Source organism: Streptomyces sp. NPDC052043 (genome assembly GCF_044548235.1).
Lineage (GTDB): Bacteria > Actinomycetota > Actinomycetes > Streptomycetales > Streptomycetaceae > Streptomyces.
In genome coordinates, this window is the sequence record NZ_JBIUBT010000004.1 from 13,881 (window position 1) to 27,259 (window position 13,379).

12 protein-coding genes, 1 pseudogene and 1 riboswitch are annotated in these 13,379 nt (G+C 73.5%); of the genes and pseudogenes, 6 read left to right on the forward strand and 7 right to left on the reverse strand.

What is annotated here, in order from left to right; translation table 11 throughout:
* The first annotated feature begins 116 nt into the window (after positions 1-116).
* From ACIHCX_RS11305 to ACIHCX_RS11320, 4 genes are all read left to right on the forward strand, one after another.
* Entirely contained in the window at positions 117-1,106 is a 990-nt protein-coding gene (locus ACIHCX_RS11305) for a malate dehydrogenase (RefSeq protein ID WP_400028697.1), read from the forward strand.
* A 188-nt stretch (positions 1,107-1,294) separates the two neighbouring features.
* On the forward strand, positions 1,295-3,073 hold the full coding sequence (locus ACIHCX_RS11310; protein ID WP_400028698.1) for a hypothetical protein: 1,779 nt from the start codon (positions 1,295-1,297) through the stop codon (positions 3,071-3,073).
* Positions 3,060-3,410 carry a hypothetical protein gene (locus tag ACIHCX_RS11315; RefSeq protein WP_400028699.1) on the forward strand — a complete coding sequence of 117 codons (351 nt, stop codon included), beginning with the start codon at positions 3,060-3,062 and terminating at the stop codon, positions 3,408-3,410. The genes ACIHCX_RS11310 and ACIHCX_RS11315 overlap by 14 nt, the downstream gene beginning before the upstream one ends.
* Positions 3,411-3,457: 47 nt before the next feature.
* Complete coding sequence (locus tag ACIHCX_RS11320; protein WP_400028700.1) at positions 3,458-4,393, forward strand: hypothetical protein; 936 nt, start codon at positions 3,458-3,460, stop codon at positions 4,391-4,393.
* A 21-nt stretch (positions 4,394-4,414) separates the two neighbouring features.
* Here the strand turns inward: ACIHCX_RS11320 and ACIHCX_RS11325 are convergent, their stop codons facing one another.
* Entirely contained in the window at positions 4,415-4,945 is a 531-nt protein-coding gene (locus tag ACIHCX_RS11325) for a carboxymuconolactone decarboxylase family protein (RefSeq protein WP_400028701.1), read from the reverse strand.
* 47 nt (positions 4,946-4,992) lie between these two features.
* On the opposite strand from ACIHCX_RS11325, the gene ACIHCX_RS11330 reads away from it, so the two are divergent.
* A complete protein-coding gene (locus ACIHCX_RS11330) occupies positions 4,993-6,411 on the forward strand; it encodes a PLP-dependent aminotransferase family protein (RefSeq protein ID WP_400028702.1) in 1,419 nt (472 codons plus the stop codon).
* Between the two features lie 19 nt (positions 6,412-6,430).
* Here the strand turns inward: ACIHCX_RS11330 and ACIHCX_RS11335 are convergent, their stop codons facing one another.
* Entirely contained in the window at positions 6,431-7,294 is an 864-nt protein-coding gene (locus ACIHCX_RS11335; RefSeq protein ID WP_400029209.1) for a hypothetical protein, read from the reverse strand.
* Positions 7,295-7,347: 53 nt separating this feature from the next.
* Entirely contained in the window at positions 7,348-8,553 is a 1,206-nt protein-coding gene (gene rocD, locus ACIHCX_RS11340) for an ornithine--oxo-acid transaminase (protein ID WP_400028703.1), read from the reverse strand.
* A 113-nt stretch (positions 8,554-8,666) separates the two neighbouring features.
* Positions 8,667-8,755: riboswitch (ZMP/ZTP riboswitch) on the forward strand.
* 30 nt (positions 8,756-8,785) lie between these two features.
* Between rocD and ACIHCX_RS11345 the strand changes: the two genes are divergently transcribed.
* Entirely contained in the window at positions 8,786-10,240 is a 1,455-nt protein-coding gene (locus ACIHCX_RS11345) for a glycine hydroxymethyltransferase (RefSeq protein WP_400028704.1), read from the forward strand.
* A gap of 66 nt (positions 10,241-10,306) precedes the next feature.
* Here the strand turns inward: ACIHCX_RS11345 and ACIHCX_RS11350 are convergent, their stop codons facing one another.
* From ACIHCX_RS11350 to ACIHCX_RS11365, 4 genes and pseudogenes are all read right to left on the reverse strand, one after another.
* Complete coding sequence (locus ACIHCX_RS11350; protein WP_400029210.1) at positions 10,307-10,954, reverse strand: hypothetical protein; 648 nt, start codon at positions 10,952-10,954, stop codon at positions 10,307-10,309.
* A 77-nt stretch (positions 10,955-11,031) separates the two neighbouring features.
* Positions 11,032-11,778, reverse strand: a complete 747-nt coding sequence (locus ACIHCX_RS11355; protein ID WP_400028705.1) for a hypothetical protein — start codon at positions 11,776-11,778, stop codon at positions 11,032-11,034.
* A 115-nt stretch (positions 11,779-11,893) separates the two neighbouring features.
* Positions 11,894-12,805 (reverse strand): annotated as a pseudogene (locus tag ACIHCX_RS11360) (hypothetical protein); the annotation flags it as partial.
* Entirely contained in the window at positions 12,789-13,349 is a 561-nt protein-coding gene (locus tag ACIHCX_RS11365; RefSeq protein WP_400028706.1) for an RNA polymerase sigma factor, read from the reverse strand. The gene ACIHCX_RS11365 and the pseudogene ACIHCX_RS11360, both read right to left, overlap by 17 nt.
* Positions 13,350-13,379 lie beyond the last annotated feature (30 nt).

Consider the following 13,379-nt stretch of genomic DNA (forward strand, 5'->3'; position numbering starts at 1 on the left):
GAGATCGATCATCCGTTGGTGATCGGTCGTCGCGGCGCCGCCGGCCGGCGCCGGCGGCAGGATCCCGCACCCCGGGGCAGGGACGCCCCACCGCCAGCTGTCATACGGAGAACGCCATGACCCGCACTCCCGTGAACGTCACCGTCACCGGCGCGGCCGGCCAGATCGGTTACGCCCTGCTCTTCCGCATCGCCTCCGGCCAGCTGCTCGGCGCGGACGTGCCGGTCAAGCTGCGCCTCCTGGAGATCACGCCGGCGCTGAAGGCCGCCGAGGGCACGGCCATGGAGCTCGACGACTGCGCGTTCCCGCTCCTTCAGGGCATCGACATCAGCGACGACCCGAACGTCGCCTTCGACGGCACCAACGTCGCCCTCCTCGTCGGCGCCCGCCCGCGCACCAAGGGCATGGAGCGCGGTGACCTCCTCGAGGCCAACGGCGGCATCTTCAAGCCGCAGGGCAAGGCCATCAACGACCACGCCGCGGACGACGTGAAGGTCCTGGTCGTCGGCAACCCCGCGAACACCAACGCGCTGATCGCCCAGGCCGCCGCGCCGGACGTGCCCGCCGAGCGCTTCACCGCGATGACCCGCCTCGACCACAACCGGGCGCTGACCCAGCTCGCCAAGAAGACGGGCTCGACGGTCGCCGACATCAAGCGCCTGACCATCTGGGGCAACCACTCCGCGACCCAGTACCCGGACATCTTCCACGCCACGGTCGCCGGCAAGAACGCCGCCGAGGTCGTGAACGACGAGAAGTGGCTGGCCGAGGACTTCATCCCGACCGTCGCCAAGCGCGGCGCGGCCATCATCGAGGCACGCGGCGCCTCGTCGGCCGCCTCCGCCGCCAACGCCGCCATCGACCACGTGCACACCTGGGTCAACGGCACCGCCGAGGGCGACTGGGTCTCCATGGGCATCCCGTCGGACGGCTCCTACGGCGTCCCCGAGGGCCTGATCTCCTCCTTCCCGGTCACCTGCAAGGACGGCGCGTACGAGATCGTCCAGGGCCTGGAGATCAACGACTTCTCCCGCGCCCGCATCGACGCCTCCGTCCAGGAGCTCTCGGAGGAGCGCGACGCGGTCCGCTCCCTCGGCCTGATCTGAGAGCGGTCCGCCCGCTCCGTCACGCCCCGCACGGGCCCCGCTGCCGGTTCTTCCGGCCGCGGGGCCCGTGGCCGTTCTCGCCGCCGTCGCGAGCACATACCGCTTTCACGGTGCGCCCCCACCCCCTATGCTGATTCACCGTCACCTCACTGGCCGTCAGATGACGCATCACGCATCGGGGGAGTCGCGTGAGCACCGCCCACGTACCACCGCAGCCGCAGCCGCAGCCGCAGCCGCAGCCGCAGCCACAGTCGCCGAGCCACGCCGGCGTGCCGCCTTCGCTCCCGTCGGTGCCTCCGCACGCCAGTGAGGCCACCCGGCTGCTCTGCGCGGGCACCTACCTGGATTCCGGCTACCGGGACCGGGTCATCGAGGAACTCCACCTCAACGAGCAGCGGTTCGTGGCGCCTTCACTGGGGCTGGACACGGCACGCGTCCTCGCGCACGCGTTGCGCGCCCGTCGTCTGGAACTGCAGTGGGCCGGGGCGATCCTCGGTGTGTGGGTGGCCGGAGCGATCCTGACCGGCGGTCTGCTCGCCGAATTCGCCTGGGCCGGTGTGTACCTGGCGATCGCGGCCTGGGCCCGGGGCCGGGAGAAGCAGCCGCCGCTGTACCGGCGGGTGCTCGCGTTCTTTCTGCGCTGGGCGGGCCGGATCCTGTTCGTCTTCGCGCTGCTGGGCATGGTCGGCGCGGCCTTCGGCGGCGCCGACGACGGCCTGTCGCCGTACGACTCCTCCGGCGGTCTGTACGACGCCGGCTCCTCCGGCCTGCTGTCGGACCTGCTGACCGCGGCGAGCGTCGGCGTCAAGCCCTGGCAGGGCTGGGCCACGCTCGTGCTGCTCGTGCTCATCGCGCTGTGCGAGGCCGCACGGCGGGGCTGGTTCGCCAAGGCCCTGGTGCAGGAGCTGTCCCGGCACCGCTTCCCGGACGCGAGCGGCGACCCCGCCGAGCGGGACCAGGGGCAGCGGTTTCGCCGGCTGAGCGACCGGATCCGGGTGGAACAGCACGGGCAGCTGATCATGTACCACGAGGCTCGTCCGTTCTGCGGGGCCGGTGAGGCGTACGAGACCTGGGCCCTCGCGGTCGAGCTCAAGCCGGACGCCCTGCGGAAACAGCAGCCGCTCAGCAACCGCGCCGTCCTGGAGAAGATCCGGCCGCGGCTCGAACAGCTGCGGCTGCCCGCCGAGCACGCGGGGACCTCGGCGCGCGACCGGCTGCGCGCCCTGGAGATCGACGAGTGCGTGTTCCTGCCGGCCGAGGGCCTGCTGGAGCGCGCGGAGGCGCCGTATCACCCGCAGGCCGTCGAGGAGCACCTCACGCGCGCGGTGGAGGAGGGCGGCGAGAAGCGGCGGCACTTCCTGCGCATCCGGGTCGGCGGCTGGGACGAGGAACTGGTCGTCACGGTCTTCGTCCGGGTCCACACCCAGGGCCGCATGCTGGTCCTGGAGATCGCCCCGCACGTCCTGCTTCCGGTGCGGGAGGACTTCAAGGAGGCCGACCGCACGGCGCACCGCTTCCACCACAACAGCCGGCTCGGCAAGGCGGCCGTCGCCGTCCCCCAGGTGCCGCGCTCGGCGGCCTCCTCGCTGGCCACTCTCGGCAAGGGGGTGGCCTACGCGTGGCGGCTGCTCACCGGCGGCTACGCGCACGCGCTGCCCGACGGCCCCGCCCTGTCGGTGCGGGAACTGGGCTCGGCGCCGGCCGGTTCGCAGTTCCAGGACATGGACGTCTCCCGCTATCTGAAGAGCATCCAGGACCGCGTCGCGCACGGAGTGCGGGCGGCGCTTGCCGAGTCCGGCTACCAGACCGGCGAGTTCGTGCAGCAGGTCAACAACATCAGCAACGGCGGCGTGCACATCGGCCGGGTGGAGGGCAGCACCTTCGCCGTCGGCGAGCACGCCTCCGCCTCGGCCACCACCGGCGGCCCCACGCCGCAGAAGGGATCCGGCAGCGATGTCCACGGATGAGCCGGCCGTCACCATCGGCGACGTCTCGCAGAGCACCTTCGCCATCGGCAGTCACGCGCACGCGGAGAGCCACCACCACGCGGCCGGATGCGATCCGGCTGCCGAGGAACTGCTCGCGGCCGTGCGTGAACTGCGCGCCGACCTTGCCCGGATCCGGGCCGACGACCGGACCCGGGCACTGGACGGAGAACTGGCGGACACCGAGGACGAGATCAACCGGACCGGTACCACCGGCGAGGGCAGACGGCAGCGGCTGCGCGAACTGCTGAACGACGCGCAGGCGGTGCTGTCCGTGTTCACGTCGGCCGGGGCCGTTGCCGGACTGCTGGGAATGTGACCGGACCGCTGGTGTGACCGGACTGCTGGGAAGGTGAGGGGAGCGGCGTGAGCCACGGGGGCGGACGGTTCTGGAACGAGGAGACCCAGCGCTGGGAGGACGCCACCGCGCGTCCGGCCCGGGCGGCCACGCCCCCGCCACCGGCCCGGCCGGACCATGCGCCGCCGGCGCCTTCGGCAGTGCCACCGCCACCCGCGGAGTTCGCCGGCCCGCCCGCGGTGCCCGGGCCCGACGCCGGATGGCAGCCGCCGACGGTCCTCGGGCCGTCCGTCCCCCAGCGCCGGAACCCCGAGCGCGCGCTGTGGTGGAAGGTGGCGGCGGGGGCCGCCGTGGTCGGGATCGTCGTCGCGTTCGGCGTCCTGAAGCTGACCGGCGGGGACGGATCCGACGCCGCCCGTACGGAGGCGAGCCCGCCACCCACCGCCGGCGTGCCGGGTGCCGACCGGTCCCCGGCGACCGGAAGCGCCGCCCCGGACGAGTCCTCACCCGACGACACGGCGACCGCCACCTCCGCGCCCACCGTCCCGCCCGACGGGTACCACGTCGTCGACGACCCTGCCGGGTTCACGATCGCCGTACCCGACGGCTGGCAGCGCAGCGAACGCCCGAACGGCATCTTCTACGCCACGGACGACGACCACCGGCTGCTGCAGGTCTTCGTCATCACGGAAGCCGGGATGACGCCGTACGAGGCAGTTCTGGCGTCGTCCGAGAACCTTGCCGGGCAGCCCGCCTACGAGGAGATCAGCGTGGACCAGGTCGGTGCTCCGGCCGGTGCCTCCAGCGCGGTCGGCGACGACGCGGCCCGGCTGGTGTACGCGTACGACAGCGACAAGCTGGGGGAGCGCCGGCAGGCGGTGGAGTACGCGTTCACCGCCGACGACGGCAAGAAGTACGCCGTACTGGCGGCCTGCCCGGCCACGGACTGGCCCGCGGCGCAGCAGGACGCCGACACGGTCCTGAGCACCTTCGCGACGCGCTGAGGTTCGCTTCCTTGCGGGACGTTACTTGTACTGCCCCGGCGTGTAGTGGCCCGGGACCGCGCGGGTCGTCACACCGAACCGGTTCCAGGCGTTGATCACCGTGATCGCGGCGATCAGACAGGTCAGCTCGGCCTCGTCGAAGTGCGCGGCGGCCCTCTCGTACACCTCGTCCGGCACGAAGCCGTCGGTGAGGACGGTGACGGCCTCGGTCAGCTCGATCGCCGCGAGCTCCTTCTCCGTGTAGAAGTGGCGCGACTCCTCCCAGGCGCCGAGCTGCACGATCCGCTCCACGCTCTCGCCGGCCGCGAGCGCGTCCTTGGTGTGCATGTCCAGGCAGAACGCGCAGTGGTTGAGCTGCGAGGCGCGGATCTTGACCAGCTCGCGCAGCCGCGGGTCGAGGCCCCGGCCCGCGGCCGCGTCCAGCCGGACCATCGCCTTGTAGACCTCGGGGGCGTGCTTGGCCCACTGCATACGGGGCTCGTGCTCGGGCGCGTACGCGGGGGCCCCTTCGGGGGTGTCCGTGTGTCCGCCGGTGTTCGTCGTCGTAGCCATACACCTGACCCTATGAGCGAAGCAGCCCAGGAGTATGGTCCATTTTCATGGCGGAATCATGGGCCACTCTGGGCCTGGACCTGCATCTGGAACCGGCCGGTCCGGGCCTGCGCCGGGGCCTCACCGACGCCCTGCGCGAGGCGGTCCGCACCGGCCGCCTGGCCCCCGGAACCCGGCTGCCCTCCTCCCGCACCTTCGCCGCCGACCTGGGCGTCGCCCGCAACACGGTCGCCGACGCCTACGCCGACCTGGTCGCCGAGGGCTGGCTGACCGCCCGCCAGGGCTCGGGCACGCGCGTGGCCACGGGAGCACCCGCCTCGCCGTTCGGGCCGCCGCCGGGCGCGGACGTCCGGCGGACCGGCGCGGCCCGCCACCCTCGGGAACGTCCCCGCCCCGTCCATGACCTCGTCCCCGGCACCCCGGACCTCGCCTCCTTCCCCCGCACGCAGTGGCTCAAGGCCGCCCGCCGCGCCCTGGCCACCGCCCCCCACCAAGCCCTCGGCTACGGCGACCCGCGCGGCCGGCCCGAACTGCGCACCGCCCTGGCCGGCCATCTCGCCCGGGTCCGCGGCGTCCGCACCGACCCCGACCACATCCTGGTGTGCGCGGGCTTCGCGCACGGACTGCGGATCCTCGGCACGGTGCTGCGGGCCCGCGGCGTCACCACGGTCGCCGTCGAGTCGTACGGCCTCGACGTGCACTGGGACCTCCTGGCCCGGGCGGGCCTGCGCACCAGCCCGCTGCCCTTCGACGAACTCGGCACGGTCACCGGCGAGCCGACCGGCTCCGGGGCGGTCCTGCTCACCCCCGCCCACCAGTTCCCGATGGGCGTGCCCCTGCACCCCGACCGGCGCGCGGCCGTGACCGAGTGGGCCCGGCGCACCGGCGGCCTGATCCTGGAGGACGACTACGACGGCGAGTTCCGCTACGACCGCCAGCCCGTCGGCGCGCTCCAGGGACTGGACCCGGACCGCGTGGTCTACCTGGGCACGGCGAGCAAGTCCCTGGCCCCCGGCCTGCGCCTGGCCTGGATGGCCCTGCCCCCGTCCCTGATGGCCGAGGCCACGGCCGCCAAGGGGAACTCCGACACCTGCGGGGTGCTGGACCAGCTGACGCTCGCGGAGTTCCTCACCTCCGGCGCCTACGACCGTCATGTGCGTTCCGCCCGGCTGCGCTACCGTCGCCGCCGCGACGCCCTGGTCGAAGCCCTCGCCGTCCGCGCGCCCGACGTCCGCGCCACCGGCATCGCCGCGGGCCTGCACGCCGTGCTGCGCCTGCCGCCGGGCACGGAATCCGCGGTGGTCCAGGCGGCCGCCTGGCAGGGCCTCGCCCTCCAGGGCCTGTCCCGCTTCCGCCACGAGCAGGCGGAAGTGGCGCCGCTGGACGCCCTCGTCGTCGGCTACGGCACCCCAGCGGACCACGCGTGGGCCGCGGCCCTGGACGCCCTGTGCCGGGTGCTGCCCTGACGGCCCGCCGGGCCGGGGGTCACCCCTGTGCGGCCGACGCCTCCTGGACCGGCCCTTCCTGCCCTTCCGCCTCCGGCGCCTCCCCGAACCGCGCCAGCGCCAGGGCGCCCGCCACCGCCACCGCGAAGCCGAGCACCGCGAGCCAGGCCAGACCCTCGCGGGTGCGGTCGCCCAGCCACACCACCCCGACCGCCGCGGGGCCGATCGTCTCGCCGATGACCATGCCCGCGGTGGCCGTGGTCACCGAACCGCGCTGGAGGGCCGAGGTCAGCAGCAGGAAGGCGGCTCCGCCGCCGAGCAGCAGGGCGTAGGTTGCCGGGTTGGGGAACAGCACCGACGGGGCGAGCGAGTCGATCAGTCGTACCGCCACCTCGACCACGCCGAAGCCGAAGCCCGCGCCCAGGCCGAGGAGCAGGGCACGGACACGCTCGGGCAGGCGGCCGGCGACCGCTCCGAGCAGCAGCACCGCCAGCGCCGCCCCGAGCATCGCCCACCTCAGCGCCGTCGAGCCCCGCTCATGGCCCTCCGCGCCCGAGGCCAGCCCCAACAGGGCCAGACCGGCGCAGACGACGCCCACCGCCGACCACTCCACCGTGCTCAGCCGCACCCGCAGCAGCCGGGACGCGGTCACCGCCGTCACCGCGAGACTGGCGGCGAGGGCCGCGCCGACCACGTAGATCGGCAGCGAGCGCAGGGCCGCGATCTGGAACAGGAACCCGAGGCCGTCCAGGCCCAGGCCCGCCAGATACCGCCACTGCCGCACCGCCCGCAGCAGCAGCGCCGCCTCCCCGCCCCCGCCGCTGTCGGCCGCGGCGCGTGCGGCGACGGCCTGAAGCACCGTCGCCGCGCCGAAACACACCGCCGCGCCGAGGGCGCACACCATTCCGAAGACCACGAGGCGACTCTAGGGGACTCCGGGCAGAGGACTGTCACCCGCTACACGCCGAGCACCGCCCGCAGCCGGGCCAGCCCCCAGTCCAGGTCCTCCCTGCCGATCACCAGCGGCGGGGCGATCCGGATCGTCGAGGTGTGGGTGTCCTTCACCAGGACGCCCCGGTCCATCAGCTTCCGGGCGATCTCCCGCCCGGTCCCCAGCGACCGGTCCACGTCCACGCCCGCCCACAGCCCGCGGCCGCGCACCGCCCGCACCCGGCCCGTCCCGGTCAGCTGCCCCAGCTCGCGGTGCAGATGCTCGCCCAGCTCCGCGGCCCGCGCCTGGAACTCGCCCGAGCGCAGCATCGCGATCACCTCCAGCGCCACCGCGCACGCCAGCGGGTTCCCGCCGAACGTCGACCCGTGCTCGCCCGGCCGGAACACGCCCAGCACCTCGCGCGAGGACACCACCGCCGACACCGGCAGGATCCCGCCGCCCAGCGCCTTCCCGAGCACGTACACATCCGGTACCACCCCCTCGTGCTCGCACGCGAAGGTTCGGCCGGTGCGCCCGAGCCCCGACTGGATCTCGTCGGCGACGAACAGCACGTTCCGCTGCCGGGTCAGCTCCCGCACGGCCGGCAGATAACCGGCCGGCGGCACCAGGACCCCCGCCTCGCCCTGGATCGGCTCCAGCAGCACGGCGACCGTGTTCTCCGTCATCGCCGACCGCATCGCCGTCAGGTCCCCGTACGGCACGATCTCGAAGCCCGGCGTGTACGGCCCGAAGTCCGCCCTGGTCACCGGGTCGGTGGAGAAGCTGATGATCGTCGTCGTGCGGCCGTGGAAGTTGTTGCCCGCGACCACGATCTTCGCCATCTCCGCGGGCACGCCCTTGACCCGGTACCCCCACTTCCGGGCCGTCTTCACGGCCGTCTCCACCGCCTCCGCGCCCGTGTTCATCGGCAGTACGGACTCCATGCCGCACAGCTGGGCCAGCCGTTCGCAGAACTCCGCGAACCGGTCGTGGTGGAAGGCCCGCGAGGTCAGTGTCACCCGCTCCATCTGCGCCTCGGCCGCCTCGATCAGCCGCCGGTTGCGGTGCCCGAAGTTCAGCGCCGAGTAACCGGCCAGCAGATCGAGGTACCGGCGGCCCTCCACGTCCGTCATCCACGCGCCCTCCGCCGTGGCGATCACCACGGGCAGCGGGTGGTAGGTGTGTGCGCTGTGGGCGTCGGCGGCGGCGATGAGGTCTTCCGTGGCGGTCACGGCGGCTCCCGAGGACGAGGGGCGCCTCCCGGGGAGGGGAGGTTGTCCTCCTTCCTATCCTCGCTCGCATGGCGGACGGGGGAACTGCGCCGTGGGGTGCGCCCGGTAGGCTGACGGCGGGCCGTGACTGGCGCGCTGGGATGGGACCGACCATCGGGGAGCGGCCCGAGCCGAAAGTGTGCCGTGCGCCTGGGCCGTAACGTGAACGCCGATGCCACGTCCGGAGGTCCCGATGCCTGAGAACACCGCGCCCCTGTCCAACGAGTCCACCGCCTTCCGTGCCGCCCTCGACGTGATCCGCGCCGTCGAGCCGCGCGTGGCCGACGCCATCGGCCAGGAGGTCGCCGACCAGCGCGAGATGCTCAAGCTGATCGCCTCGGAGAACTACGCCTCCCCGGCCACCCTGCTGGCCATGGGCAACTGGTTCAGCGACAAGTACGCCGAGGGCACCATCGGCCGCCGCTTCTACGCCGGCTGCCGCAACGTCGACACCGTCGAGTCGCTGGCCGCCGAGCACGCCAGGGAACTCTTCGGCGCCCGCCACGCCTACGTCCAGCCGCACTCCGGCATCGACGCCAACCTCGTCGCCTTCTGGGCCGTGCTCGCCCAGCGCGTGGAGGCCCCCGCCCTGGAGAAGGCCGGGGTCCGCCAGGTCAACGACCTCTCCGAGGCGGACTGGGCCGAACTGCGCCAGGCCTTCGGCAACCAGCGCATGCTCGGCATGTCCCTGGACGCCGGCGGGCACCTCACCCACGGCTTCCGCCCGAACATCTCCGGAAAGATGTTCGACCAGCGCTCCTACGGCACCGACCCGGCCAGCGGCCTCCTCGACTACGACGCCCTGCGCGCCTCTGCCCGTGAGTTCAAGCCGCTGATCATCGTCGCCGGCTACTCCGCCTACCCGCGCCTGGTGAACTTCCGGATCATGCGCGAGATCGCCGACGAGGTCGGCGCCACGCTCATGGTCGACATGGCCCACTTCGCGGGCCTGGTCGCCGGCAAGGTCCTCACCGGCGACTTCGACCCGGTCCCGCACGCCCAGATCGTCACCACCACCACCCACAAGTCCCTGCGCGGCCCGCGCGGCGGCATGGTCCTGTGCGACGACTCCCTCAAGGACCAGGTCGACCGGGGCTGCCCGATGGTCCTCGGCGGCCCCCTCCCGCACGTCATGGCCGCCAAGGCCGTCGCCCTGGCCGAGGCCCGGCAGCCCTCCTTCCAGGGCTACGCCCAGCGCATCGTCGACAACTCCCGCGCCCTCGCCGAGGGCCTGACGCGCCGCGGCGCCACCCTCGTCACCGGCGGCACCGACAACCACCTCAACCTGATCGACGTCGCCTCCTCCTACGGCCTCACCGGCCGTCAGGCCGAGGCCGCCCTGCTCGCCTCCGGCATCGTCACCAACCGCAACGCGATCCCGGCCGACCCCAACGGCGCCTGGTACACCTCCGGCATCCGCATCGGCACCCCCGCGCTGACCACCCGTGGTCTGGGCACCGCCGAGATGGACGAGGTCGCCGGCCTGATCGACCGTGTCCTGACGGCCACCGAGCCCGGCGTCACCGGCAAGGGCACCCCCTCCAAGGCCCAGCACGTTCTCGACCCGAAGATCGCGGACGAGATCTCGCACCGGGCCACGGACCTGGTGGCGGGCTTCCCCCTCTACCCGGAGATCGACCTCGGCTGACCCGTCCCGTCCGGGACCCACGGTCACAGGACGGACAGGGTCACTGGACTCACAGGGGCACTGGACTCACAAGTCGATCAGCTCCTGTCGTCGTTCCTCCCTCGGCGGTCCGGCGCCATGCCGGGCCGCCGTGCGGCACAGCAGCAACATGCCGCCGGCCCCGGCGGCCAGCCCGCCGGCCGCCCACCACAAGGGAGCACTCCGACCATGCCCGGCCGTGGCGGGCGGCGGGTCCAGCGCCTGACCCAGCAGCCCCGAGCCGGCCAGCCGGTCGTAGGTGCCCTGCGGTGCCCGGTGCCAGCGGATGTCGTCGTCCGCGACATCCGGCGCCGGATCCGAGCGGACCCACGGGGTGCCGTCCTCCGCCACGATCAGCTGGTCCTGCCGTTCGACGGCCACGTCTCCTCCCGGCGGTCTGTTCGTCTGCGGCCACCCGCCGACGCCCGTCAGCCCCCACACCACGGTCATCCGCACTGCCGGATACCTGCCCTCCGCCCAGGCGTCCGGTACCGGCTCCGTCCCCGTGTACGCCGGCCTCAGCAGCTTCTGGAGCAGGGCGAAGCCGGGCTCCCCGGAGTGCAGGACCGTCGTCCGCCCCGAACCGCCCGCGACGAGCAGCGCCACATCGGGGGTGCGCGGCTGTCCGTCCGCCCCGGCGGCTGCGGCGACCACCGGCACCCCTGACAGAAGCGCTGCCGCCACCGCTGTCAGCAGCAGGGCGGTGAGCCGCGACGCCGTACGCCTGCCGCGCGGTTCCACCCGGCCGTCCCCTCTCGTCCCGCGCACGCGTCCTACACGTCCCGCAGTTCCTGCCGGGGGCCCGGGTCCCGCTCCCGCCGCAGGCGGTCGAGCGGAAGCCTCGGCACGAAGCGCCGCAGTACCAGCGCGAGCACCGCCCCGGCCGCCGCTCCCGGTATCGCCCACCACCAGTCGGTGCCGCCGTCCTCAGCGGACGGCACGCTCACCCGCACCGTCTGCGTCCCCTCGGCGTCGGGTCCGGTCTGCGGTGCCGCGGTGTCCGGTGCGGCCGTCTCGTCCTGCCAGGGCGCCGGGAAGATGCCGGCGTACCCCTGGTCCGAGGGGGAGGCCTTGCCCATCACGCCCAGCTTCGCGAGCAGGGCACGCAGCCGGGCGGGCCGCTCGGCACGGTGCCAGTAGCCGTTCATGGACTCGGGCACGTTCGCCGCCGTGTGGATCCAGACGGCGTTCCCACGGGTCATCGGGAAGACCCGGTCGAACCGCCACGGTGATATGTCGTGCACCAGCCAGGTCACGTTGAGCTGCCGTGCGTGGACCAGATCGGCCTCGGGCGGCAGGTCGCGGCTGCCCGAGCCGGCCGGGCCCAGAAGCTTCTCCAACTGCCCGTACTCCTTCTCGGAGTAGTAGAGCGCGTGGGCCTGTCCGCTCTGCGGCGAGGTCACCAGCACACTGGTCGGCCCGCCGGCCGTCGCGGAGGACGCGCCCCACACCATCACGGCGAGCATCATCGTCAACGCGCCCAGGAGCGCGGTCAGTTCACGAATCCTCCAGTTGCCCATCCGAACCCCCACCGGTCGAATCCGACGCGGCCCGCCCCGGGCCGCGCATCACTTCTGGTACACCGCCCGGCCCGCCGGGGTTCCCACCTTCCGGGCGCTGAGGCCGCCCGGAAGCCCCGGCCTCCAGCACGTCCGACCGGGCGATCCGCATCGCGTGCGCCTTGGACGTCACTCCCTCCAGCCGGAGCGTCACGGTGTCGTCGCCGGTCCCGTGCATCCACAGCAGCGTCGGGCCGGCGGTCCGCTCGTTCCGGGTGAAGCGGTGGCCGTCGGAGTCCAGCAGCCAGAAGCTGAGCAGATGCGGCCTCGGGAACCACAGGGCGGAGTCGAAGACGCCGTCGGTCGAGGCCGTGCCCAGCGGAATCCACTCCGACGGTTCCCGCAGGCTCTTGGTGAAGCCGATGTCCAGCTGCTGCGGGTACTCGTCGAGTCGTATCGTCCGCCCCTGTTCGTGCCAGCACAGGGTCACCAGGAACCGCCCCCGCGGCTCGCCGGTCACCGTCACCGCGTCCGGCACGCCGAGCGCGTCGGGCACCAGGGGCTCGAAGCCGGCCTGACGCCGGGCCTGCGCCAGGGACAGCGACCGGCCGCAGCCGGGGACCTCGGCGCCGGGTGAGGGCACCGCCGACGGGTCGTACCGCACCTCGACGCCGGCGAAGCCGAACCAGTCGAGGACCGCCGCCCGCACCGGGGGCGTGAGCGCGAGGACCGTCAGCAGACCGCACAGGGCCGCCGTCAGCGAACGCCACCGCGTCCGCGTCCAGTGCCGCACCGCCCGCAGCCGCTCACCCGCACGCGCCGGCTCGGCCACCGGGACCGGCACTTGATCGGCCAGTATCTGCTGAAGCACCCGCTCCGCCATCGACTCGGACCCCGCCGCCGGACCCGCCGGACGCGACGGATCTGCCAGATCTGCCGGACCCGACGGTCCCGGCGCGTCCAGCGAGCGTCCGAGCGCCCGCAGTTCATCCGGCAGCCCGGGGGGCCCCGCCCGCCCCGCCCCCTCCTGTTCACGCACGTTGCTCACCCCCTTCCCTGGACCGGGCGTCCGGCAGCAGTCGGCCCAGCTTGCGCAGGGCGCGGTGGAGACGGGACTTCACGGTGCCCCGGGGCCAGCCCAGGGCCTGGGCGGTCTCCGACTCGTCCATCTCCAGCAGATAGCGGTAGGTGACGACCAGACGGTGCTCCTCGCTCAGCTGTTCCAGTGCGGCCAGCAGGGCGGCGCGGCGCTCCGTCCGCAGCGTCGCCACCGCGGGGTCCGCCGACTCGGGTATCAGCGGCTCGGCCTCCACGAAGGCCGCCTCCCGGCCGGCGAGCGTGCGCTGCCGGGCCGCGGCGCGCACTGTGTTCCTCGTCTCATGGGTGACGATCGACAGCAGCCACGGCCTGAAGGCCGAGCCGTCCCTGAACCGGCCCAGGGCGCAGTACGCCTTGACGAAGGCCTGCTGCACCACGTCCTCCGCGTCCGCCCCCGCCCCGAGCGCGGCGGCCGCCCTGAGCGCGATGCCCGTGTGGGCCCGCACCAGCTCCGCGTACGCCTCCGGCTCCCCGGCGCGTACGCGTGCGATCACCGCGGCCTCATCGACGATGCGGCCCCCCTC

Coding starts and splice junctions, on each gene's coding strand:
- ACIHCX_RS11305 (WP_400028697.1), top strand. CDS start 117: ATGACCCGCACTCCCGTGAACGTCACCGTCACCGGCGCGGCCGGCCAG.
- ACIHCX_RS11315 (WP_400028699.1), top strand. CDS start 3,060: ATGTCCACGGATGAGCCGGCCGTCACCATCGGCGACGTCTCGCAGAGC.
- ACIHCX_RS11325 (WP_400028701.1), bottom strand. CDS start 4,945: ATGGCTACGACGACGAACACCGGCGGACACACGGACACCCCCGAAGGG.
- ACIHCX_RS11330 (WP_400028702.1), top strand. CDS start 4,993: ATGGCGGAATCATGGGCCACTCTGGGCCTGGACCTGCATCTGGAACCG.
- ACIHCX_RS11335 (WP_400029209.1), bottom strand. CDS start 7,294: ATGGTGTGCGCCCTCGGCGCGGCGGTGTGTTTCGGCGCGGCGACGGTG.
- ACIHCX_RS11345 (WP_400028704.1), top strand. CDS start 8,786: ATGCCTGAGAACACCGCGCCCCTGTCCAACGAGTCCACCGCCTTCCGT.
- ACIHCX_RS11355 (WP_400028705.1), bottom strand. CDS start 11,778: ATGGGCAACTGGAGGATTCGTGAACTGACCGCGCTCCTGGGCGCGTTG.